This window comes from Azospirillum sp. Sh1 (assembly GCF_008365135.1).
Classification (GTDB): Bacteria; Pseudomonadota; Alphaproteobacteria; order Azospirillales; family Azospirillaceae; genus Azospirillum; species Azospirillum oryzae.
The window spans coordinates 91288-113854 of record NZ_VTTK01000004.1 but is presented as its reverse complement, the minus strand read 5'-3'; the positions used below and the strand labels follow the sequence as shown (position 1 = coordinate 113854).

Annotated in this window: 18 protein-coding genes; 2 read left to right on the top strand and 16 right to left on the bottom strand. The window is 69.7% G+C overall.

What is annotated here, in order from left to right; genetic code table 11:
• Positions 1 to 33: 33 nt before the first annotated feature.
• From FZ029_RS06435 to FZ029_RS06375, 12 genes are all read right to left on the bottom strand, one after another.
• Positions 34 to 735 carry a YoaK family protein gene (locus FZ029_RS06435; protein WP_149268479.1) on the bottom strand — a complete coding sequence of 234 codons (702 nt, stop codon included), beginning with the start codon at positions 733 to 735 and terminating at the stop codon, positions 34 to 36.
• Between the two features lie 29 nt (positions 736 to 764).
• Positions 765 to 1211: a DoxX family protein gene (locus FZ029_RS06430; protein ID WP_149268478.1), complete on the bottom strand. Its 447-nt coding sequence runs from the start codon at positions 1209 to 1211 to the stop codon at positions 765 to 767.
• Between the two features lie 170 nt (positions 1212 to 1381).
• The gene (locus tag FZ029_RS06420; protein WP_247892165.1) at positions 1382 to 3364 is read right to left on the bottom strand and encodes an amidohydrolase; all 1983 of its coding nucleotides are present in this window, start codon (positions 3362 to 3364) and stop codon (positions 1382 to 1384) included.
• The gene (locus tag FZ029_RS06415; protein WP_149268477.1) at positions 3361 to 3651 is read right to left on the bottom strand and encodes a XapX domain-containing protein; all 291 of its coding nucleotides are present in this window, start codon (positions 3649 to 3651) and stop codon (positions 3361 to 3363) included. Before FZ029_RS06415 ends, FZ029_RS06420 begins: the two co-directional genes overlap by 4 nt.
• Positions 3652 to 3716: 65 nt before the next feature.
• Complete coding sequence (locus FZ029_RS06410; protein WP_149268476.1) at positions 3717 to 4403, bottom strand: hydrolase; 687 nt, start codon at positions 4401 to 4403, stop codon at positions 3717 to 3719.
• Between the two features lie 161 nt (positions 4404 to 4564).
• Complete coding sequence (gene dps, locus FZ029_RS06405) at positions 4565 to 5059, bottom strand: DNA starvation/stationary phase protection protein Dps (protein WP_149268475.1); 495 nt, start codon at positions 5057 to 5059, stop codon at positions 4565 to 4567.
• Positions 5060 to 5062: 3 nt separating this feature from the next.
• Complete coding sequence (locus tag FZ029_RS06400; RefSeq protein WP_149268625.1) at positions 5063 to 5899, bottom strand: alpha/beta hydrolase; 837 nt, start codon at positions 5897 to 5899, stop codon at positions 5063 to 5065.
• A gap of 328 nt (positions 5900 to 6227) precedes the next feature.
• A complete protein-coding gene (locus FZ029_RS06395; RefSeq protein WP_149268474.1) occupies positions 6228 to 7412 on the bottom strand; it encodes a Gfo/Idh/MocA family oxidoreductase in 1185 nt (394 codons plus the stop codon).
• Positions 7409 to 8476, bottom strand: coding sequence for a sugar phosphate isomerase/epimerase (locus tag FZ029_RS06390; protein WP_149268473.1), 1068 nt, complete (start codon positions 8474 to 8476; stop codon positions 7409 to 7411). Before FZ029_RS06390 ends, FZ029_RS06395 begins: the two co-directional genes overlap by 4 nt.
• Positions 8477 to 8712: 236 nt before the next feature.
• Positions 8713 to 9693: a substrate-binding domain-containing protein gene (locus FZ029_RS06385; protein ID WP_149268472.1), complete on the bottom strand. Its 981-nt coding sequence runs from the start codon at positions 9691 to 9693 to the stop codon at positions 8713 to 8715.
• 24 nt (positions 9694 to 9717) lie between these two features.
• Positions 9718 to 10692, bottom strand: a complete 975-nt coding sequence (locus FZ029_RS06380) for an ABC transporter permease (RefSeq protein WP_247892164.1) — start codon at positions 10690 to 10692, stop codon at positions 9718 to 9720.
• Between the two features lie 10 nt (positions 10693 to 10702).
• Positions 10703 to 12235 carry a sugar ABC transporter ATP-binding protein gene (locus tag FZ029_RS06375; RefSeq protein ID WP_149268471.1) on the bottom strand — a complete coding sequence of 511 codons (1533 nt, stop codon included), beginning with the start codon at positions 12233 to 12235 and terminating at the stop codon, positions 10703 to 10705.
• 354 nt (positions 12236 to 12589) lie between these two features.
• Between FZ029_RS06375 and FZ029_RS06370 the strand changes: the two genes are divergently transcribed.
• The gene (locus tag FZ029_RS06370) at positions 12590 to 13822 is read left to right on the top strand and encodes an ROK family protein (RefSeq protein ID WP_149268470.1); all 1233 of its coding nucleotides are present in this window, start codon (positions 12590 to 12592) and stop codon (positions 13820 to 13822) included.
• On the opposite strand, the gene FZ029_RS06365 is transcribed toward FZ029_RS06370, so the two are convergent.
• The 3 genes from FZ029_RS06365 to FZ029_RS06355 all read right to left on the bottom strand — a co-directional run bounded on the left by FZ029_RS06365 (position 13800) and on the right by FZ029_RS06355 (position 18556).
• A complete protein-coding gene (locus FZ029_RS06365; RefSeq protein WP_149268469.1) occupies positions 13800 to 15902 on the bottom strand; it encodes a HAMP domain-containing methyl-accepting chemotaxis protein in 2103 nt (700 codons plus the stop codon). The two genes, FZ029_RS06370 and FZ029_RS06365, sit on opposite strands and share 23 nt — an antisense overlap.
• Before the next feature lie 390 nt (positions 15903 to 16292).
• Positions 16293 to 17645: a DUF5666 domain-containing protein gene (locus tag FZ029_RS06360; RefSeq protein WP_247892163.1), complete on the bottom strand. Its 1353-nt coding sequence runs from the start codon at positions 17643 to 17645 to the stop codon at positions 16293 to 16295.
• Complete coding sequence (locus FZ029_RS06355) at positions 17642 to 18556, bottom strand: DUF6502 family protein (protein WP_211104100.1); 915 nt, start codon at positions 18554 to 18556, stop codon at positions 17642 to 17644. Before FZ029_RS06355 ends, FZ029_RS06360 begins: the two co-directional genes overlap by 4 nt.
• A gap of 352 nt (positions 18557 to 18908) precedes the next feature.
• On the opposite strand from FZ029_RS06355, the gene FZ029_RS06350 reads away from it, so the two are divergent.
• Positions 18909 to 19619: a hypothetical protein gene (locus FZ029_RS06350; protein ID WP_149268467.1), complete on the top strand. Its 711-nt coding sequence runs from the start codon at positions 18909 to 18911 to the stop codon at positions 19617 to 19619.
• Positions 19620 to 19799: 180 nt separating this feature from the next.
• Here FZ029_RS06350 and ptsP read toward each other — a convergent pair whose 3' ends face one another.
• Positions 19800 to 22364, bottom strand: a complete 2565-nt coding sequence (ptsP, locus tag FZ029_RS06345) for a phosphoenolpyruvate--protein phosphotransferase (RefSeq protein ID WP_149268466.1) — start codon at positions 22362 to 22364, stop codon at positions 19800 to 19802.
• Between the last annotated feature and the right edge of the window lie 203 nt (positions 22365 to 22567).

The following is a 22567-nucleotide window of genomic DNA, read 5'->3' as shown; positions in this document are numbered from 1 at the left end:
GGCTGCCGTTCTGTTTCGGAAGGGGCAAGGGGATCAGGCGGTGGCCGGGGCGGCGGCGGCGGGATGCAGGGCGCAGGCGGCGGTGCCGACCAGACCCAGCGCGCCGGCCAGCAGCAGCGGCGCGGCGAGGCCGCTGTGCGCGACCAGCGCGGCACCGATGGCGGCACCGACGAAGATGGCGACGACGCTGCCGATGCGGCGGATCCAGTTGGTGTCGGATCCGCCGGCCAGTCGGGAATCGGCCGCCAGTCCGGTCAGCGTCAGGGTCAGCACCGTGGTGGTCAGATCGGGCACCTTCAACTGGCGGATCGTCGCGTTGCGGAAGCCCATCGCCAGCGCGGTCAGCAGGATGATGCCGTAGAAGCTGGCCGGTGACGCCTCGCCGGTCTGGCGCAGCCATGCCAGCAGGGCGGCCAGCCACAGCAGTCCGGCCTCGATGGCGGCGGCCTTCAGCAGCCAGCGGCGCAGCGGCCGGCCGGCATGGGCCTTGCCGGTGCGGCCGGCGACCAGCGCGCCGACCAGGAAGGCGCTGATCGCCGTCAGATAGGGGGCGACGTCGAATCCCGGCGTGCCGGCGGCGGCGAAGCCGAGAAAGACGATGTTGCCGGTCATGTTGGCGGTGAACACCTTGTCGAGGCCGAGCACGCTGGTGGCATCCACCAGACCGGTCGTCACCGACAGCAGCATCAGCAGCCAGGGCAGCGGGGCGGCGACCGGAGGAGAAGGCGGGGCCATGGTGCTTCCCCTCTATCAGTGGTTCGGGATCAGTCGTTCGGGCCAAGGCGGCGGCGCATCCGCGAGATGATCGCCGCCAGGACGAAGCCGCCGACAAGGCCGATATGCTCGAAGAAGGCATTGGTCGCCATGAAGCGCTCCTGTCCCGCCATCGTCCAGAAATCATTGGCGATCAGGGCGGCCAGAACGGTGAAGACGCCGAGCGCGCCCGCACCGAGCCAGAGCGCGCGGTCCATCAGGATCAGCAGCGGGCCGACCAGTTCGACCGCAATGGTCAGCGCCGCCCAGAGCGCCGGCGGGGTGAGGCCGAAATGCGCCTGTTCGGCGACGGCGCCCGGCCAGTCGGTCAGCTTCACCAGACCGCCGAGCAGATAGGCCCCCACCAGCGCCAGCCGGGCCAGCAGCCATGTGCCGTCCCAGTCGAGGATGCGGTCGACGATGCGCTCTGCCGGGCGTTCGAAGGAGCGGAGGGTCATGGGGGTGTTCCGGGTTGGGGAATCGCGGGATTCTCCCTCTCCCCCCCGGGGAGAGGGTCGGGGTGAGGGGGATGCACAGGGAGGATTTTCGGGTAAGGGCCGCCGCGCGACCCCCTCACCCTAACCCTCTCCCCGGGGGGGAGAGGGGATCCGCTTTAGGGGAGAGGGGGTTACACCGCCCAGCAGCCGCAGCCGAGTGCGCCCCAGAAGGATTGCACGTCGGCGGCCGGGACATCGGTGGCATAGGCGGCGGCGTGGTCGTGGCCGTGGACGCCGCAGCCGGTGGCGCAGCCGCAGGCCGAGGCGAGCGCCTGGCGCTGGTCGCCCGAGGCGCTGTCGGCCGACTTGTAATAGCCGCCGAAGGTCCGCACCGGCGACCAGTCCGGCATCGGCTTGGGCAGTTGCGGGGCCAGCGGGCCGAAATCGCCCTCGCCGTGCACGACGGCGCCACCGAGGACGGTCAGCACCGAGTTCAGATGGGCGATGCGGTCCTCCGACACCGAGAAGAAGTCGTCGGACAGCACGGCGAGGTCGGCCAGCTGCCCGGCCTTGATCTGGCCCTTCTTGCCCTGCTCGTTGGAGAACCAGGTGTTGGCCTCCGTCCACAGGCGCAGAGCGGTTTCGCGGTCCATCAGGTTGGCCTGGGGATAGAGGCCGAGCCCGCCCACCGTCTTGCCGGTCACCAGCCAGGACAGCGAGACCCACGGGTTGTAGCTGGCCACGCGGGTGGCGTCGGTGCCGGCGCCGACCGGCAGGCCGGCCGCCATCATCTTGGCGATCGGCGGGGTGCGTTCGGCCGCCTTGGTGCCGTAGCGCTCGACGAAATATTCGCCCTGGTAGGCCATGCGGTGCTGGACGGCGATGCCGCCGCCGAGCGCGGCGATGCGGTCGATGTTGCGGTCGCTGATCGTCTCGGCATGGTCGAAGAACCAGTGCAGCCCGTCGAAGGGGATGTCGCGGTTGACCTTCTCGAACACGTCGAGCGCGCGGCTGATGGTCTGGTCGTAGGTGGCGTGCAGGCGCCAGGGCCAGCGGTTCTCGGCCAGCAGGCGGATCACCGGCTCCAGATCGCCTTCCATGTTCGGCGGCATGTCGGGGCGGGCGACGCGGAAATCCTCGAAATCGGCGGCGGAATAGACCAGCATCTCGCCGGCGCCGTTGTGGCGATAGCTGTCGTCGCCATCGCCGGGCTTGACCTTCGACGCCCAGCCGGCGAAGTCGGACAGCTCCTCCTTCGGCTTCTGGGTGAACAGGTTGTAGCTGATGCGCAGGGTCAGCTCGCCGTCGGCATGCAGTTTTTCGATGATGGCGTAATCGTCGGGATAGTTCTGGAAGCCGCCGCCGGCGTCGATCACCCCGGTCACGCCCAGCCGGTTCATCTCGCGCATGAAATGGCGGGTGGAGTTCAGCTGGTACTCGGGCGGCAGCTTCGGACCCTTGGCCAGCGTCGAATAGAGGATCGTCGCGTTGGGCTGGGCCAGCAGCAGGCCGGTCGGGTTGCCGGCGGCGTCGCGCACGATCTCGCCGCCGGGCGGATTCTGGGTGTCCTTGGTGTAGCCGACGGCGCGCAGGGCCGCGGCGTTCAGCAGGGCGCGGTCGTAGAGATGCAGGATGAAGACCGGCGTGTCGGGGGCGGCGGCGTTCAGCTCCTCGATGGTCGGCAGGCGCTTTTCGGCGAACTGGTGCTCGGTGAAGCCGCCGACCACGCGCACCCATTGCGGGGCCGGGGTGATGGCGGCCTGCCGCTTCAGCATCGACATGGCGTCGGCGAGGCTCGGCACGCCGTCCCAGCGCAGCTCCATGTTGTAGTTCAGGCCGCCGCGGATGATGTGCATGTGGCTGTCGATCAGCCCGGGGATCACGCGGCGGCCCTTGGCGTCGATCACCGTCGCCTGGGGTGCCGCGGCGCGCACCTCCGCCTCCGTGCCGACGGCGAGGAAGCGGCCGTCGCGGATGGCGATGGCGCTGGCCTGCGGGTTGGCGCGATCGAGCGTGGTGACCTTGGCATTGACGAGGATCAGGTCACCTGTGGGCGCGGTGTTCGGCATGGCGGCATTCCCGGATCTGGATGCGAGGGTGGACAGCAGCGGTGCGGCGAGCAGCGAGGCGGCGGCGCTTCCCGCCATGGCCTTCCGGCGGGTGACCGGCTTCACGCCTTTTCCCCGCCCGTGGTCTCGGCCTTGGCGGGCGTAGGCGGCTCGGGCGGCTCGGCAGCGGCATGCGGCCCCAGAACATGGCGGGCGCAGTCGGTCTGGATGAAGGCGAGCACCGGCTCGCCGGCCACCAGCCGCTTGACGACCGGCACCACCTGTTCGCCCACCAGCATGCCGAGCAGACCGATCAGGGCGATGGTCGGCGGCGCCGGGGAACGGACCCCGAGCAGCGCATAGATCACGCCGACCAGGATGCCGGCACCGGCCGAAAGAAGATAGGGCATCATCTTGCCGTCTCCCGCTCTGGACTGGGGGACCGGCGCCCGCAATGGAGCGGGCGCCGGAGGGAGCATCAGGCGTGCTCGTGCGCGGCGGCGCCGGTCACCTTGTGCGCGAACTCGCCGCGCTGCGGGGCCTTGTGGACCATGGTGTAGGCGTAATCGACGCCCATGCCGTAGGCGCCGAAATGCTCGCGGACGATGTTCATCACGCCGTCATAAGTGCCGCGCTTGGCCCAGTCGCGCTGCAGTTCCAGCAGGACGTTGACCGAGGTGATGGAATGGGCGCCGGCCTGCTCCATGCGGCGGATGGCGGCGTCGTGGGCTTCCTGCGAGGTACCACCCGAGGCGTCGGTGACGATGTAGACCTCGAAGCCTTCCTCGATGGCGCACAGCGTCGGGAACAGCAGGCAGGCCTCGGTCCACAGCGCGGCGATGACCAGCTTCTTCTTGCCGGTCGCCTTGACGGCGGCCACCAGCTCTTCCGAATCCCAGCTGTTCATCGAGGTGCGCTCGATCGGGTCCTGCTTCAGGACATCCATCAGCTCCGGCCAGATGTAGCCGGAGAAGCTCTCGGTCTCGACGGCGGTCAGGATGGTCGGGGCGCCGAACAGCTTGGCGGTCTTGGCCAGGGCGACCGTGTTGTTCTTCAGCTGCTGGCGGTCGATGTTGACCACGCCGAAGGACATCTGCGGCTGGTGATCGATGAAGATGAAGGCGGTGTCGTCGGCGTTGATGAGCGACTTGGCCGGGAAGGTCATGATCGTTTCCTGTTCGGTGTGGGTTTCAAAGGATTGGGCCGCCTGCCGCCGGTGCGTCGTCGGCGCCGTCTGACAGGGACCTTGCCATGGTGGAGGCTGTTCGAACAATCATGCGTGATGGAACATGACTGTTGCGCTAGGGGAGACAGTTGCGGTGAGGATCAGGCGGCGGATTCGCCGGTCACCAGATGGGCTTCGAGCATCCACAGCTGCTTGTCGCACTCGCGCGAGACCTGCGTGAACAGATCGGCCGTGTCGGCATCGCCGACGCCGGTGGCGGTCTCGATATTGGCCCGCACGCGGGCGCCGAACTGGGCCAGCGCGCCGGCCAGCGCCTTCAGATGCGCCACGCCGTCGACTGCCTGCAGCGGATATTCGTAGAGGGCGCTGCGGGCGGCGGTGGTCTGCACGCGACCATCGGCGATGTGGCCCAGGGTGGTGATGCGCTCGGCGATCAGGTCGACGAAGCCCTCGACCTCGTCATGGACGCGGTCGAACAGCTCGTGCAGCTGCAGGAAATGCGGCCCCTTGACGTTCCAGTGCGCCTGCTTGGTCTGGGCTTCCAGGTCGAGCGCATCGGACAGGCGGGACTGGAGCAGAGCCGCGGCTTCCTTGCGCACCACATCGTGCAGGTCGAGACGGGACAGGTAGGTCATGGCTCAGCTCCGGATGAAGGCCAGCAGTTCCTCGTTCACGATGTCCTTGTGCGTGGTGCACAGGCCGTGCGGTGCGCCGGCGACGACCTTGAGCGTGCCCTTCGGCAGAAGCTTGACGGCGGCCTTGGCGGAGGTGGCGATCGGGACGATCTGGTCGTCGTCGCCGTGCAGCACCAGCGTCGGGACGATCATCTTCTTCAGGTCTTCGCGCTGGTCGGTCTCGGAGAAGGCCTTGACGCACTCGTACTCGGCCAGCAGGCCGCCCATCATGCCCTGCATCCAGAAGCTGTCGATCGCGCCCTGCGAAACCTTGGCGCCCGGACGGTTGAAACCGTAGAAGGGGAGGGCGAGGTCCTTGAAGAACTGCGAGCGGTCGGCCTTCACGCCGGCGCGGATGCCGTCGAACACCTCCATCGGCACGCCGTCGGGGTTCCAGTCGGTCTTCACCATGATCGGCGGGATGGCGCCGATCAGGGCGGCCTTGGCGACGCGCGACACGCCATGGCGGCCGATGTAGCGGGCAACCTCGCCGCCGCCGGTGGAATGGCCGACATGGACGGCGCTCTTCAGATCCAGCGCCTCGGTCACCGCGGCCAGATCGTCGGCGTAATGGTCGAGATCGTTGCCGAAGCCCGGCTGCGACGAGCGGCCATGGCCGCGGCGGTCATGGGCGATGGTGCGGTAGCCGTGCTGGGCCAGGAACATCATCTGGTCTTCGAAGGCGTCGCCGGTCAGCGGCCAGCCATGGCTGAAGACCACCGGCTGGCCGGTCTGCGGACCCCACTGCTTGACGTAGATCTGGACGCCGTCCTTGGTGGTGACGTAGCTGCCCTGGAGCATCGGTTTCGTTCCTTTGGTCGGGTCTTGACGGGTGGCCGACTTTTCGGCCGCGGCGGCGGTGCCGGGGAGCGCGCCCAGCAGGCCGCTGCCCGCAACGGCGAGGGCGGCGCTGCCGGAGAGGACCGTCCGGCGGGAGGGATGGAATTCCTGGATGGTCATGCGTAGTCCGTTCAGGACCGGACCGGCGGGGCCGGCTCCGGCTGTCTTGATGAACGGATGGTACGGAAAGGGCGCAGAGGGTGATTGCCTCTTCGGAACGGCTTTTGCCGGTTCTGCGCATTATCCCCTCTCCCCGGGGGGGAGAGGGGGATTTGGGCGGGAGAGGGAATTAATCCGCCAACGACACCCATGCCGCATTGCTGCGGCTGGACTCCACAGCAGTATGTATGAAGCGCACGCCGCGCAGCCCGTCCTCCACTGTCGGCAGGGGCACGTCGGCCGGGACCGGGCGGCCGTCCAGGCGGGCGGCGATGCGGTCGGCGGCGTCGCGGTAGATCTGGGCGAAGCCTTCCAGATAGCCCTCCGGATGGCCGGCGGGGGTGCGGGCGATGGAGGTGGCCGCGGGCAGGCTGCCGGCACCGGCGCGCAGCAGGGTGCGGGTCGGCTCGCCGAGCGGGGTGAAGCGCAGTTCGTTGGGCTGTTCCTGCTGCCATTCCAGGCCACCGGCCTCGCCGAAGACGCGCAGCCGCAGGCCGTTGGTGGTGCCGGGGCAGACCTGGCTCGCCCACAGCATGCCGCGGGCGCCGCCGTCGAAGCGCATCATGATGTGGGCGTTGTCGTCCAGCCGCCGGTTGGGGACGAAGGCGGTCAGATCGGCGGCGAGATCGGTGCAGGTGAGGCCGGTGACGAACTCGGCGAGATGGAAGGCGTGGGTGCCGATGTCGCCGATGCAGCCGGCGATGCCGCTCCGCGCCGGATCGGTGCGCCAGGAGGCCTGCTTCTGGCCGCTGGCCTCCAGATCGGTCGCCAGCCAATCCTGGGCATATTCGACCTGAACCACCCGGATCTTGCCCAGCGTCCCGGCCGCCACCATCGCGCGGGCCTGCCGGATCATCGGGTAGCCGCTGTAATTGTGGGTCAGCACGAAGACGAGATCGCGGCTGCGCACCAATGCCGCCAATTCCTCCGCCTCCTCCACCGTATGGACCAGCGGCTTGTCGCAGATGACGTGGATGCCGGCCTCCAGAAAGGCCTTGGCGGCGGGGTGATGCAGGTGGTTCGGCGTGACGATGGCGACCGCGTCGATGCCGTCGGGGCGTGCCGCCTCCGCTTTCGCCATGGCGTGGAAATCGTCGTAGCAGCGGTCGGGGGCGATGAACAGCTCCGCCCCGCTGGCCCGCGCCCGTTCCGGATCTGAGGACAGGGCGCCGGCGACCAGCTCATAACGGTCGTCGATGCGGGCGGCGATGCGGTGGACGGCGCCGATGAAGGCGCCCTGGCCGCCGCCGACCATGCCCAGCCGCAAGCGCCTCGCGAAGGCGGACGAGTGGGGTGGTAATTGATCCGCGCTCATGCTGCCCCTTTCCCCAGACCGAGGATCCGGCGGTTGGCCGCCTCGTCGGTGCCGGCATCGGCGAAATCGTCGAAGGCGCGGTCGGTGACGCGGATGATGTGGTCCTGGATGAAGCGGGCGCCCTCGGCGGCTCCCTGCTCCGGATGCTTGATGCAACATTCCCATTCCAGCACCGCCCAGCCGTCGAAGCCGTACTGGGTCAGCTTGGAGAAGATGCCGCGGAAATCGACCTGTCCGTCGCCCAGCGAGCGGAAGCGCCCGGCCCGGTCCTTCCACGGCGCATAGCCGGAATAGACGCCCTGCCAGGGGGTCGGATTGAACTCCGCATCCTTGACGTGGACCATGCGGATGCGGTCGCGGAAGACGTCGATGTAGCCGAGATAGTCCAGCTGCTGCAGGACGAAGTGGCTGGGGTCGTACAGGATGTTGCAGCGCTGATGCCCGCCGACGCGGTCGAGGAACATCTGGAAGGTGGTGCCGTCGAACAGGTCCTCGCCGGGATGGATTTCGTAGCAGAGATCGCAGCCGGCCTCGTCGAAGGCGTCGAGGATCGGGCGCCAGCGCTTGGCCAGTTCGTCGAAGGCGGTTTCGATCAGGCCCGGCGGACGCTGCGGCCAGGGATAGAGGTAGGGCCAGGCCAGCGCGCCCGAGAAGGTGGCGTGGGCGGTCAGGCCGAGGTTTGCCGACGCCTTGGCGGCGAGGTGCAGCTGGTCCACCGCCCAGGCCTGCCGGGCGTCGGGGCGGCCATGGACCTCCGCCGGGGCGAAGCCGTCGTAAAGCGCGTCGTAGGCGGGGTGGACGGCGACCAGCTGGCCCTGCAAATGGGTGGACAGCTCGGTCAGTTCGACGCCGGCATCGGCCAGCGTGCCCTTGACCTCGTCGCAGTAGGTCCGGCTGGTGGCGGCCTTCTGCAGGTCGAACAGGCGGCGGTCCCAGCTGGGGATCTGCACGCCCTTGAAGCCGAGGCCGGCAGCCCAGCGGGCGATGGCGTCCAGCGAATTGAAGGGGGCGGCGTCGCCCGCGAACTGGGCGAGGAAGATCGCGGGGCCTTTGATGGTCTTCATGGGTTTTGGCTCCCTGATGGGGGGAGGTGTCGGCTGGCGAATGCCCCCTCCCCATCCCTCCCCCGCTCTCAGCGGACCTATGGTCCGCCTGTCGCGTCAGCACAAAGCAAAGCTTTGTGCGAGAGCTTCGCGGGAGAGGGGGTAGGACGCTTGCAGGAGTGATGCAAAGGAGCGGCGGCAGTTCCCTCTCCCTCGAAGAGGGGGAGGGTTAGGGAGGGGGCAACCGGCGCCAAGGATCAGTACGGCGAATCCGGGAAGTAGAACTCCTTGGCGTTCTCCTTGGTGATCAACGCCGACGGGATGATGTGGGTGGCCGGCAGCTTGTCGCCCTTCAGGCGGGCTTCGGCGGTCATCTTGATGGCGTCGTAGATGAATTTCGGCGAATAGGACACGTCGGCGTGGATCAGCGGGTTGGAGCCGTCCATGATGGTCTTCACCATCGTCTTGGACCCGGCGCCGCCGAACACCTCCTTGATGTCGGTGCGCTTGGCCTGCTCGATGGCCTTCAGCACGCCGAAGGCCATGTCGTCGTCGGCGGCCCAGATGACGTCGATGTCCTTGAAGCGGGTCAGGAAGTCCTGCGTCACCTTGAAGGCGTCGTCACGGTTCCAGTTGGCGTATTTGCCGTCGAGGATCTTGATGTCGGGATACTGCTTCAGCACGCCGGTGAATGCCTCCCACCGCTCGTTGTCGAGCGTGGTCGGGATGCCGCGCAGCGCCACGATGTTGGCCTTGCCGTTGTATTTCTTGGCGATGTATTCGGCCGGGATGCGGCCGAAGGCGGTGTTGTCGCCGGCGATGTAGGCGTCCTGCGCGCTGGTGTCGGTCAGGCCGCGGTCGACGACGGTGACATAGACGCCCTTCTTCTTGGCCTGCATCACCGGCTGGGTCAGGGCGGCGGATTCGAAGGGGAAGATGACCAGAGAATTGATCCCCGTCACCGTCACCAGATCCTGAAGCTGGTTCGCCTGCTCCGGCGCGCCGCCGGCGGTCTTGACGGTGATCTTCAGGTTGGGATGGGCCTTTTCAAGCTCCGCCTTCGCCTGGTTGGCCCACCAGACGATGCCGCCGGTGAAGCCGTGGGTGGCGGCCGGGATGCTGACGCCCAGCTTGACGGTGTCGGCCGCGAAGGCGACGCCGCCGAGGGCGACCGTTGCCGCCATCGCCAAGCCCGTGCCCAGCACCATACGTCGAGTGTAACGCGCAACTTCCGACATGACGTTTCTCCTCCTTATCGTTTTTCAGGGACGCCGGCGCTGCAGGAAGGCGACGGCGATGATGACGCAGCCCTGGACCGCCGCGTTCAGATAGACGCTGATGATGCTGGTCAGGTTCAGGATGTTGCTGATGACCGACAGCAGGACCGCACCGATCACCGTGCCGGCGATCCGGCCCTCGCCCCCCTTGAAGGAGGTGCCGCCGACGATCACCGCGGCGATGGCCTCCAGCTCCCACAGCAATCCGGTGGTGGGGGAGGCGGACCCCAGGCGCGGCACGTACAGCACCGTGGCGATGCCGACGCAGACGCCGAGCAGGCCGTAGGTCAGCAGCTTCACCCGGTCGACGTCCACCGCGGCGAAGCGGGCCACCTGCTCGTTGGAGCCGATGGCCTGGACATAGCGGCCGAAGGCGGTGCGGTTCAGCAGAACCGCACCCGCGACCGACACCGCCAGGAAGACCCAGACCGGAACCGGCAGACCCAGCAGGCTGCCGTAATAGACCGGGCCGTAGGCGTCGGACAGGTCGTTGTCCAGCGTGATGGCGCCGCCGTCGGCCAGCCAGGTCAGCACCGCGCGGAAGATGCCGAGCGTGCCCAGCGTGACGATGAAGGGCTCGATCCGCCCGCGCGTGATCAGATAGCCGTGCGCCAACCCGAAGCCGCCGCCCAGCAGCAGCGCGAACAGGACGCCGAGGGCCACCACCGCGACCGGCGAGCCGACCGACGCGGCGACCGCGTTCATCAGCAGGATCATGCTGCCGGCGATCAGCGCCGCCATCGACCCGACCGACAGGTCGATGCCGCCGGAGATGATGACGAAGCACATGCCGATGGAGATGATCCCGATGAAGGCCGTGCGGGTTAGCACGTTCATCATGTTGCCCCAGGTGGCGAAATCCGGGTTCAGCGCCGTGCCGATCACCAGCAGCAGCACCAGCCCGACGACCGGGCCGAAGCGGTGCGGGTCGAAGCGGCGCGCCGGCTTGCCTGTGGACACGGCGCGGACCTCAGCAGCGGGTGTGGGTGCGGGTGTGGGTGCTGACGTCGGTCCCGCTGGCATCTGTCCCGATGGCATGGGCAATCAACTCCTCTTCGCTGAGCCGGTCGGCGGGCACGGTCGCGGTCACCCGGCGCCCGCGCATCACGATCACCCGGTGGCAGAGCCCGATCAGTTCGATCAGTTCCGATGAAATGACGATCACGCCGCGCCCTTCGGCGGCCAGCCGCGCGATCAGGAAATAGATGTCCCGCTTGGCGCCGACATCGACGCCGCGCGTCGGCTCGTCCAGCACGAAGACGCGCGGGTCCGGCTCCAGGAACTTGGCGATGGCCAACTTCTGCTGGTTGCCGCCGGAGAGCGACGACGCGGCGCCCCGCGGGTCGCCGCGGATGCCGAAGCTGGCGACGGCATGCTCCAGCGCCCTGTCCTCCGACGCCGGCGACAGCAGCGGGTGGGCATGGTGGCGCAGAGTCATCAGGGTCAGGTTGTCGCGCAGGCTCATGCCGACATGCAGGCCCTTGCCCTTGCGGTCCTCGCTGAGATAGGTCAGGCCATTGCGCATCGCCTCGCGCGGGGTGCGCAAGGACACCGGGCGGCCGTCGATCTCGATGGTTCCGGCGCTGCGCGGGCGCAGGCCGAGGATGCCTTCGAACAGTTCGGTGCGGCCGGCGCCGACCAGACCGGCGAAGCCCAGGATCTCGCCGGGCAGGAGGTCGAAGCCGACATCCTCCGCCCAGCCGGGCACGGTCAGGCCGCGCACCGCCATCAGCGGCCGGCCCGAGGGAGGCGCGAAGCGTTTCTCCGGGAACATGTCGGTCAGCTCGCGCCCGACCATCAGCGTCGCCATGCGCTGGCGCGGCGTCTCGGCCGTGGGCGCGCGGGCGACGAAGCGGCCGTCGCGCATCACGATCACCTCGTCGGTGATGCGCTCCACCTCGTCCAGCTTGTGGGAGATGTAGACGATGGTGACGCCGTCCCGGCGCAGCCGGTCGATCAGCCCGAACAGCCGGTCGCATTCCGACGGGGTCAGGCTGGCGGTCGGCTCGTCCATGATCAGCAGGCGGGCGTTGCGCAGCTGCGCCTTGGCGATCTCGACCAGCTGCTTTTCGGCGACGATCAGGTCGCGCACCTTGGTGTCGGGATCACCGTCGAAGCCGACCTGCCGCAGGGCCTCGGCTGCCTGTGCGCGCATGGCGCGGTCGTCGAGCAGCCAGCCGCGCTTGATCTCGTGGCCGAGGAACATGTTCTGGGCGACGGTGAGGTCGTCGGCGAGGCTGAGTTCCTGGTGGATCAGAACGATCCCGCGTTTCTCGGCGTCGCGGGAGTTTTTGAACGTCACCGCCTCGCCGTCGATGCTGAGCGTGCCGGAGGTCGGCGCGTGATAGCCGGCGAGTATCTTCATCAGCGTCGATTTGCCGGCGCCGTTCTCGCCGAGCAGCCCATGCACCCGGCCGGGATGCAGGTCGAAGCCGACGCCGTGCAGGACGCGCACGGCTCCGAATTCCTTGGTGATGCCGTCGAAGGCGACATGCAGGCTCATGGCTCCGCACCCCCTGACGGTCGTTCCACCGGCCGCGTTGCGGCGTGGCGGATGCCGTCCATGACGTTTCTCCCATCGCGGAGCGTGTCGTCCCGAAGGCCGCCGCTTCGTTCGTTGAGCGGATGGTAAGCCCGGTGCTTTGGACAGACAATGGACGACTTCGAACATAATTTGGCAAAAGTGGGATGGGTGTGGTAGGGATGGGGGTGGAATCGGGTGCCCCCTCCCTAACCCTCCCCCGCTCACGCGGGAGAGGGGACTGCCGCCGCTTTTCCGCGCAAGCGCTTGCTCCCTCTCCCGCGAAGCGGGGGAGGGATGGGGAGGGGGCAGCACAGTTCAGAAAGGCATTCGTCGATGGTTGACTGGCAACGTCTGTCGGACGGCGAGCGCGCCCTGCTGGAACGGTTGTTCTGGGCGGGCGGGCTGTCGCGCGGCGAACTGGCGGCGTCGGTCGACTTCTCCAAGAGCAAGGCCAACCTCGCCATTTCCAGCCTGATCGGCCGCGAACTGATCGAGGAGGGCGGGGTGCAGCCGTCTTCGGGCGGCCGGCGGCCGGAAGTGCTGCGGCTGAGCCACCGGATGGGGGTGCTGGCGGGGATCGACATCGGCGCCACCAGCATCGACGTGGCGCTGCTCGCCCCCGACATGACGGTGCTGGACCATCGGTCGGAGCCGGCGGACGTGCGCGACGGGCCGGCGGCGGTGTTCGGGAGGGTGCGCGACCTGCTGCGCGAGGCGCGGGAGCGGATGGGGATCGGGCCGGCGCGGGTGCTGGGGATCGGCGTCGGCGTGCCGGGACCGGTCGCCTTCGGCAGCGGCATGCTGGTCAACCCGCCGCTGCTGCCGGGGTGGGAAACCTTCTCGATCCGCGAATGCCTGGCGGAGGAGTATGCCGCACCGGTCTTCGTCGACAACGACGTGAACATCATGGCGCTGGGCACCCATTGGCGCCTGCGCGGCCAGCTTCAGAACTTCCTGGTCATCAAGATCGGCACAGGCATTGGCTGCGGCATCATCTGCCACGGCATGGTCTATCGCGGGCGGGATGGTTCGGCGGGGGACGTCGGGCACATCTGCGTCGATCCCCACGGGACGGTCTGCCATTGCGGCAATGCCGGCTGCGTCGAGGCGATGGCGGCCGGCCCGGCCATCGCCCGCATGGCGGAGGAAGCCGCACGCGCGGGCGAAAGCCCGCGGCTGATGGAGGTGCTGGAGCGGAACGGCATGCTGACCACCGTCGATCTCGGCAACGCCAGCCGGGCAGGCGATGCGGCGGCGAATGCCATCGTCCAGCAGGCCGGCGGCCATATCGGGCGGATGCTGGCGGCGGTGGTCAATTTCTTCAACCCGTCGCACATCTTCATCGGCGGCGGCGTGGCGCGGATCGGGCCGCTGCTGCTGGCCTCGATCCGGCAAAGCGTCTATCAGCGCTCGCTCGCCCTCTCCACCCGGCATCTCGACATCCAGTATGTGCCGGAGGTCGAGAGCGCCGGGGTGATCGGGGCGGCGGTGATGGCGGTGCAGGAAACCATGCTGGCTGGAGTTGGGCTTGCAGGTGCGGGCATCACGCCGCGCGAACGGCGGTGATGAAGCTGGTGACCTCGCCGCGCAGGGTCTCGGCCTCGCGCGCGAGGCTGCTGGCGGCGTCCAGCACCTCGGTGGCGGCGGAGCCGGTTTCCAGCACCGCCTGATTGACGCCGACGATGGTGGAGGAGACCTCGGTGGTGCCGCGCGCCGCCTCCGTCACGTTGCCGGCGATGTCGCGGGTGGCGGCGCCCTGCTCCTCGATGGCGGCGGCGATGGTGGTGGTGATCTCGCTGATGCGGCCGATGGTCTGGCCGATGCCGGCGATGGCGTCCTGGGCGCCGCCGGTGGCCTGCTGGATCTCCTTCACCTTGGCCTGGATCTCGTCGGTGGCGCGGGCGGTCTGGCTGGCCAGCGCCTTCACCTCGCCCGCCACGACGGCGAAGCCCTTGCCCGCTTCACCTGCACGCGCGGCTTCGATGGTGGCGTTCAGCGCCAGCAGGTTGGTTTGCGCGGCGATGGTGTTGATCATCTCCACCACATGGCCGATCTGGTCGGCCGCCTCCACCAGCAGCCGCATGGTGCTGTTGGTCCGTTCGGCCTGGGTCACCGCCTCGCCCGAAATGCGGGTGGAGGCGGCGATCTGACGGCCGATCTCCAGGATGGAGGCCGACAGTTCCTCCGTCGCCGATGCCACCGTCTGCACGTTGGCCGACGCCTGTTCGGAAGCCGCGGCGACGGCGGTCGCCTGCGCGCTCGCCTGGGTCGCGGTGGTGGACATGGCGCCGGCGGTGCCCTGCATCTCGGTCGCGGCGGAGGCGACGGTCTCCACGATGTGCATCGCCTTGGCGTCGAAGTCGCGCATCAGCGCTTCCAGCCGGGCGGCCCGCGCCTCCTTGGCGGCCTGTTCGCGGGCCTGTTCCGCCGCCAGACGGTCGGCGGTGATCATGCTGTCGCGGAAGACGGTGACGGTCGCCGCCATGCCGCCGATCTCGTCGACACGGCCCAGGCCGGGGATCGCCACCGCCATGTCGCGGTCGGCCAGACGGCGCATCGCCTCGGTCATCGAGCGGATCGGGTCGCTGACCCGGCGCTTGGCGACGATCAGGCCGGCGACGGTCAGCAGCACGGCGGCCAGCACCAGCAGGCCGGCGATGACGGCGTCGCGGGTCGCACGCGCGGCCTGCGATTCGGAGCGGACGACCATCCGGTCCACCGCGGCCAGCGCGGCATCGACGATGTAGCCCTGGCTGGCGGTGTCCTGCCGGCGCAGCGTGCCGATCTCAACCGGCGAAGGGCGGCCCTCGGCCAGTGCGGCGAGCACCGCCTTGCGCTGGTCGACCAGCGGGCCTTCGAAATTCACCTTGGCCTTCTCGACCGCATCGCGGATGGCGTCCGGCGTGTCGGGGCGGGAGGCCGCTTCCTTGACCAGCGCCCAGGCCTGCCCGGTGCGGCCGATGGCCTCCGCCACCGCCTGCGCGTCGGCCGGCGTCCAGGCCTGGCCGGTGGCGACCGCGGTCTGGATGCGCAGCGCCATGCCGCCGGCATTCAGGCGGGTGTTCCAGGCGGCGCGCTTGACGCCCAGCAGATGGTCGACCATCGGATCGGCCAGCTTCAACGATCCGTCGAGCAGGTCGGTGGCGGCGGTCAGGGCGTCGAGATAGGCGACGGGCGCCGTCGCCCAGGCGTCCGCCACCGCCGGATCGCGCGAGGCCTTGCGCTGGCGCACCGCGCCATCGACCTGCCGGCGCAGGGCGGCAAGCGTGTCGTGGGTGGCGCGCAGTTTGTCGGCCGCGGACGGCAGGCCGGGCAGGTCGACAGTGGCGAGCTTGGCGGCGATGGCGGCATAGCCGGCCTCCGCCACCGCGCGGTTGGCGGCGATGTCGCGCAGTTCGGCATCGCCGGCTGGCTCCTCCGCCCCCAGTGCCGGGCCGACCAGACCGCGTTCCAGACGGATGGCCAGCAGCGTGCGCAGCAGGTCGCGGCTGGTCTCGCTCAGGGTGGCGACGCGGTGGGCGTTGCGGGTCCGGTCCACGACGTCGACCAGCGTGTAACTGCTGGTGGCGATCAGCAGCAGGCCCAGCGCGGCGACGACGAGTCCAAGGGTGGCGCGGATCGACAGCCGCGAGAGGAGCGTGATCATGGTCGATTCCTGTCTTTGCGAAGAGTTCGAGCCGTGGCGGAAGGCCCCGCACTCCTCCGCCGGCGGCAGTGGACCGGCACCGGCTGAACGGGCGCTGCTTGAAAGCAAGTCGGGATCTAAGCCGAAGTTGTTGATGGAAACCGACCAGTGCTTCCGGCTCAGCCCTTATTGACAGCGGTCGGCATGGCCCGCGGCGGCATCTATCCGACGTTGATATATTAATATTCTAAATCTCTCTGGTTTGAGAATGCAGATAAATCCGAAGCATGGATCAAAATGCCGCACGAGCATGATGCAAGTATTTGCCCGGAATTTAAAATAAAAGTAATGAGAGAGCCATGCTCTGGCGGAAGATCAACTTTATGTTGATAAGGCGGGCGACGGGCGTGGTCAGAAATGCCCGCCCCTGCCACCGAAACCACCGCTCGGCCCTCCATCGGGACCACTGCCGGTCCCGCCGCCAAAGCCGCCGCCGAATCCACCACGGGGGTTGCTGTGCGGGGAGCCGCCGCCACCTGGAACACTGCCTTGGGAACCGGCCGGAGCGCTGCCGGGCACACCTCCGGGTCCCCGGCCGGGACCGCCGAACGCACCGCCCGGACCGGGGGGACCGCCAATGAGGCCGGGGGGCGGCGCCGCTCCGGGACGGGAGCGCATGCCGCCGACCGGACCATCCGGCCCCGCCATGCCGGGCGCGTCCGGTCCCGGCATTCCGTCGGAGCGCATGCCCTCTGGCCGCATGCCCGCGCCTGCCAGCCCGGCGGCGCGGTCGGCGGGATCGGTGCCGGGCAGAGACCGGCCGCCCAGATGCGGCGCGCCGAAGGCCCGTCCGCCGCCGACCCCGCCGCCGGAGATGACCACACTGTCGATCACCACCCGTGCCGGCGCGGCGATGCCGTTCGCCCGGTCGATGCGTGGTCCGCCCGGCGCGACGGTCTGGCCGGAGCCGTCCACATAGGTTTCGACCGACAGGGCGCCGACCGTGGTGCCGAAGGGGTTGAAGGGATCGGGTTCCACCGTCAGCGCCGCGGTGCCAGCAGCTTTTTCGGCGACAGCGCCGGTGACCCGTACCATGCCGCCCACCTCCGGCAGTCTGCCGTCGAGCCCCCGGCCGCGGGATAGCGTCAGGCCGGCGACGGTCAGTGTCTTCGGCGTGACGGCATCGAGCCGGCCGCGCAGAACCCAGCCGCGCGCCGGATCCCAGGGCTCGACACGGCTGGCGTCGATCACGCCATCGGGACGGCGCAGGCCTGAGACGGCAACCCAGCGTCCGGGCGTGAGCGCGGTGGTGCCCTCGGCCTCGGCGAGGTCGATGCGCTGGCCCAGCACCAGCGCGCCGCCGGCCGTCGCCCGTTCCACCGGGCCGGCGACGGCGAAGCGCACCTCCAGCGTCCGGGCGGTCAGGCCGGTCGGCCCGCCGGGGGCGGCGGTCATCGCGACGGTCTGGCCGATGCGGACGTCGCCGGGCTGCGCCGGCTGGCCTTCGATCCGCACGGCGGTGGTCGGCGGCAGATCGACCCGCAGGCCGTTGACCCAGACGCTGCCGAAGGCGGTGACGGTGCCGACGACGCCAGTGCCTCCGATCCCCGTGCCGCCGATGCCGCGGTCGGCGACGGACACGCCGGTTCCGCCGATGCCGCGGTCCGCCAGCCCGTCGTCTCGGCCGGGGGAGTGGGCAGGCCCACAGCCGGCGGCCAGCAGCAGCGTCAGCAGCAGGGTCCGGGCGAGGGGTTTACCGGTCACGATGCGCCTGCTCCCCCGCCGGAGCCGGCATGTTGCGGCGCAGGAGCGGACGCCTCGTCCTCGTCATAGAGGTAGAGGCCGGCGGTGAAGCGGTGGCTGGCGTCGTCGCGGCCGGCATCGCCGTCGGCGAGATCCGCCGCCATGCGATTCAGCTCGACCAGCATCGCCATGCCCAGCCGGTCGGCTTCGCGACGCAGGGCGGCGATGGAGTCGGGGCTGAGCCGGTCATAGGCCAGCGCCCGCTCCAGGAAAGGCGGGGTGCCGCCGGCCAGATTATGCCCGGACGCCGCCAGATGGTCGGCGAGGTTGCGGCCGTAATAATAGGCGAGCTTGTCCAGGTCGCCGCGCGGCACATGCGCCGCCTCGGCGAGCTCGAGCAGGCCGTCGGGCCGTTCCGTCACCAACCCGGCATGCAGCAGCTCGTCCAGCAGGGCGCGCGGGCGGATGTCCTTGCTGATGCCGGTCACCAGCGTCTCGAAGCTCGGCTCGCCATCCGCAGCGGAACCGCGGGGCAGGGGGCTGGGGCGGCCGGCGGCATCGCGGAAGCCGGGATCGGTCAGCCAGCGGCTCAGCACCTGCGATCCCAGCGACGGCGCGGCGGCGGCGGCGGCTTCCGCGGCCGGTGGAGCACCGCGGATCTGGCTGACATCCTTGCGGTGGACGCCGGTCAGCAGGGTGATGCGGCTGTCGGTCATCGGCTTTCCGGGCAGCGCGAAGCCACGCTCCGCCACCTCGACATACACCGACTTCAGCAGGGTGGCCAGCATCGGCCAGGAAATGCCGAAGCCGATCAGCGTCCGCACCAGCGGGACCAGCACCCGGCGCACCGCCGACAGCAGCGCCGGCGGCGGTGCCGCCCCGGTGATGCCCGCCTCGCTGGGGCGGTCTGGCTGGGGGCTGCGGGTGGGCACGCGCCTGACACTCCGGCGGTTGGGGCTGTCTCTGTGGACCTCTATGGCCGATGTGACAATAGCGCGGCGGGACCGAAAGGGAATCACCTTTTCGCTTGATGTGGGAAATTTTCCCACGCATGATGCGGGACATGCGACGGCCGCCGTCGCTGCGCATTTCCACAAGGACCGACAAGGTCCCCCAAGCTTTCCCCAAGGTTAGGAGCGGCCGTCCGCCGTAGCCCGCATGAGCCTGTCATCGATTGATCAGCCTGCTTATCCGCCCGCCTGCGGGGATGCTCCGAACCCTGTCGGGGCGCATGGAAAACGGAACCCGTCTTCGGTCCTTCCCTTTCGAACGCGAGCGTCCGACATGGCGTCGTCCATCGCCCGTCACGCGGCCGTCAACCGGTCGGCTTTGATCCGCAGCATCCTGTTCGGGGCGGCGGCGAACCTGCTGGTGGCCGGCACCGCGCTCTATGCCCGGCCGCTGCAGGACGCCCTGTGGACGGGGGCCGACGACGGCAGCCTGCTTCTGCTGGTCGCTGTCGCGCTGAGCCTGTTCGCCCTGCATGCGCTGCTGGACTTCGGCCAATCGCGTGAACTGGCGCAGCTGGTGCCGCCCGGTGCCGTGTCCGGTGCGCCGGCGGGGTTGCTGGAACGGCTGTGGCTGCCGGAAGCGGCATGGGCACCGGTGCATCTGGCGGTGCTGGCACTGCTGAACCCGCTGATGGGGGCGATGGCGCTGGCGGGGATCGCGGCGTTGGCGGCGATGATCGCCGTCGGCGCCACCGGGCCGGCGAACGCGCCGGGCGGGCAGTCGCAGCTCGCCCGGCTGGCCGGCGCGGACAGTTTCGGCTGCACCGACGGATTCCTTGCCGGTTTGGGCTTCTGCGAGACGGTCTATCGGGTGCTGATCGTCGGGCTGGGGGGGGCGCTGCTGGTGCGTGGCGATCTGGAGCCGGCACTGTTCGTCGCCGCCTCACTGATCGGCATCGCCGCGATGCGCTCCGCCGCGCGGGCCGCCGCCCGCTGGCATGGCGGACGGCAGGCGGCGGTGATGCTCAGGGTCGGGCGGGTGTGATGGGATAAGTGCCCTCTCCCGCCCCGGGAGAGGGAGGGGACCCGCCGAAGGCGGGGAGGGTGAGGGGCGATCCGGACATGAATCCTGATCCTCGGGCCACCCCTCACCCTTCCCATGCTGCGCATGGGCCCCTTCCCTCTCCCGGGGCGGGAGAGGGAGTTTTACGCGGTAATCGATCGTTCAAAGCCCCGGCCACGCCTCCGCGACCAGACGGCGGACTTCGTCGGCGCTGTCGGTGCCGAGCGCGGCTTCGGCGACGCGGCGACAATCCTCCAGGCGCAGGGTGCGGATGAAGGCCTTCAGGTCGGCGATCACCGCCGGGGTGGCCGACAGCTCCGTCACGCCAAGCCCGATCAGCAGAGGCGCTGCCATCGGGTCGGAGGCGGAGCCGCCGCACACCGCCACCACCCGGTCGTGGGTCTTCGCCCCCATCACCGCAAGGCGGATCAGCCGCAGCACGCCCGGATGCAGCGCGTCGAGTTGGGCCGCCACATGCGGGTTGCCGCGGTCCATCGCCAGCACATACTGGGTCAGGTCGTTGGTGCCGATCGACAGGAAATCCGCCACCGCGCCGATGCGGTCGGCGATCAGGGCGGCGGCCGGCACCTCGATCATCGCGCCCAACTCGATCGGTTCGGCGCGGCCCAGCTTGGCCCGCTCCTCGTCCACCATTGTCCGCACCGCCTGGAGTTCGGACGGGGAGGCGATCATCGGCACCATGATGCGGCAGATGCCGGCCGGCTTGACGCGCAGGATGGCGCGGATCTGCGCGCGCAGAAGCTCCGGCTCGCGCAGGCCGACGCGGACGCCGCGCAGGCCCAGCACCGGGTTCTCCTCCTTCGGCAGCGGCAGGTAGGACAGCGGCTTGTCGCCGCCGACATCCAGCGTGCGGATCACCAGCGGCCGGCCTTCCAGCGCGTCGGCGATCTGCTGGTACTGCTGGTATTGCTCATCCTCCGTCGGGGCGGACTGGCGTTCCAGGAACAGGAATTCGGTGCGCAGCAGGCCGCAGCCCTCCGCCCCTTCCACCACGGCGCCGGGGGCGTCGCTGACCCGGCCGAGATTGGCGAACACCTCGATCCGCGTGCCGTCGGCCATGCGGCAGTCCTCGCGGGAGGTGCGGCGGTTCTCCTCGCGCCGGGCCGCACGGGCGGCGACGGCGGTGCGGGTGGTCGCCAGCATGTCCTCCGGCGGGAAGACCAGCAGCTCGCCGCGGTTGCCGTCGAGCACCACGGGGGCGCCGTCCGGCACCCGTTCCGCCTGCCGGCCCAGCGCCACCACGGTCGGCACGCCGAGCGCCGCCGCCAGGATGACGGCGTGGGAGGTCGGGCCGCCATGCGCCATGCTGATGCCGGCCAGCCGACCGGCCGGAACCCCGGCGAGGTCGGAGGGGAGGATCTCGTCGGCCAGCACGATGCTGCCGGCCGGCAGGTCCGCCAGACCGACCGACGGCTCCTTGCCGGACAGGGCGGTCAGCACCTGCTGCTCCAGATCGCGCAGGTCCGCCGCCCGTTCGGCCATGCGGGGATCGGCGAGAGCGGCCAGCGCATCGGCCTGCATCCGCGCCGCGCGCTGCCATGCCCATTCCGCACTCTTGCCGGCACGGATGTCGGCGAGGGCGGCGTCCAGCAGTTCGGGGTCGTCCAGAATCTCGCGGTGGGCCTGGAAGATGGCGGCGTGGTCCGGCATGCGTTGCGCCGACTGGGTCAGGCCGGCGACCACGCGGTCGAGCGCCTGCCGCAGCCGCGGCTCCTCGACTTGCTCGCCGGCGCCCTGTTCGGCCACGCGCACGCTGCGGCGGAAACGGCGGACGGTGGTACCGACCGCCTGTCCCGGCACGGCGATGGTGCCCTTCAGCAGCGCCTCCTCGCCGGGTGCGAAGGGCGGGCCGACCTCTTCCTCGGCGGCCGGCTGGGCCGGGGCGGCGGCCGGTGTTGAAGCGGCCGGAGCGGCGGCGCCTTCGACGACGGGATCGCCAAGGCCGCTGTCGATCAGGCCGGCGATGTTATCCACCACGCCCTGCGCACCGGGGCCGGTCGCGCGGATGGTCAGCCGGTCGCCCAGCACGGTGCCGAGCCCCATCAGCGCGACGACGCTCTTGGCGTTGGCGCTGCGGTCGCGGCAGAGGATGGTGACGGTGCCGGGATGTGCCTTGGCGGCGGCGACCAGGGCTGCGGCGGGGCGGGCATGCAGGCCGTGGGCGATGCGCAGGGGCACGGTACGCTCCGCCGTCTCGCCCGAGTCGGCGGTGGCGGCGGCAGCCGGGGTGGGCGCGGCATCGGCGCCGCTGCCGCCATGGATGGTCATCGCCGCGTCGCCGGCGGCGATCTCGCGGTTCACCGACTGGCCGTCGACGGTGTAGCCGTCATTGACCACCACCATCATGCTGACCAGGCTCTGCGCCCGGCTTCCCACCAGATCCATGTCGAAGCTGATGAGGCGGTCGCCGGTCTTCACGGACTGCCCGTCCTGGACATGGGCGGTGAAGCCCTCGCCGTTCAGGCCGACGGTGTCGACGCCCAGATGCAGAAGAACCTCCGCCCCGCTGGCGGCGCGGACGGTGCAGGCGTGGCGGGCGCGGTGGACCGACAGCACGACGCCGTCGCAGGGGCTGCGCAGTTCGTTCACCGTCGGGTCGATGGCCATGCCGGTTCCGACCAGCCCCTGGGCGAAGGCGGGGTCGGGCACTTCGGTCAGCGGCATGGCCCATCCGGCCAGCGGCGCTGCAAGCGTGATCGAGGTCATGATGGTTCGGTCCTCTTTTCTTATCGCTTCGACCGGGGCGGGTGTCCCAAGGCGGGCGTCTCCTGTTGGACGTCTCTTGTCGGGCGCCATCTGTGCGCAGACGCCGCATAGCCCAAGCGCAATTCCGATTATATGTTATCGAAAGATCCTGTCTGGAAAAGGCGGAAGCCTGCGGCCAATCCGCGCCCCATGTGGCGCATCGG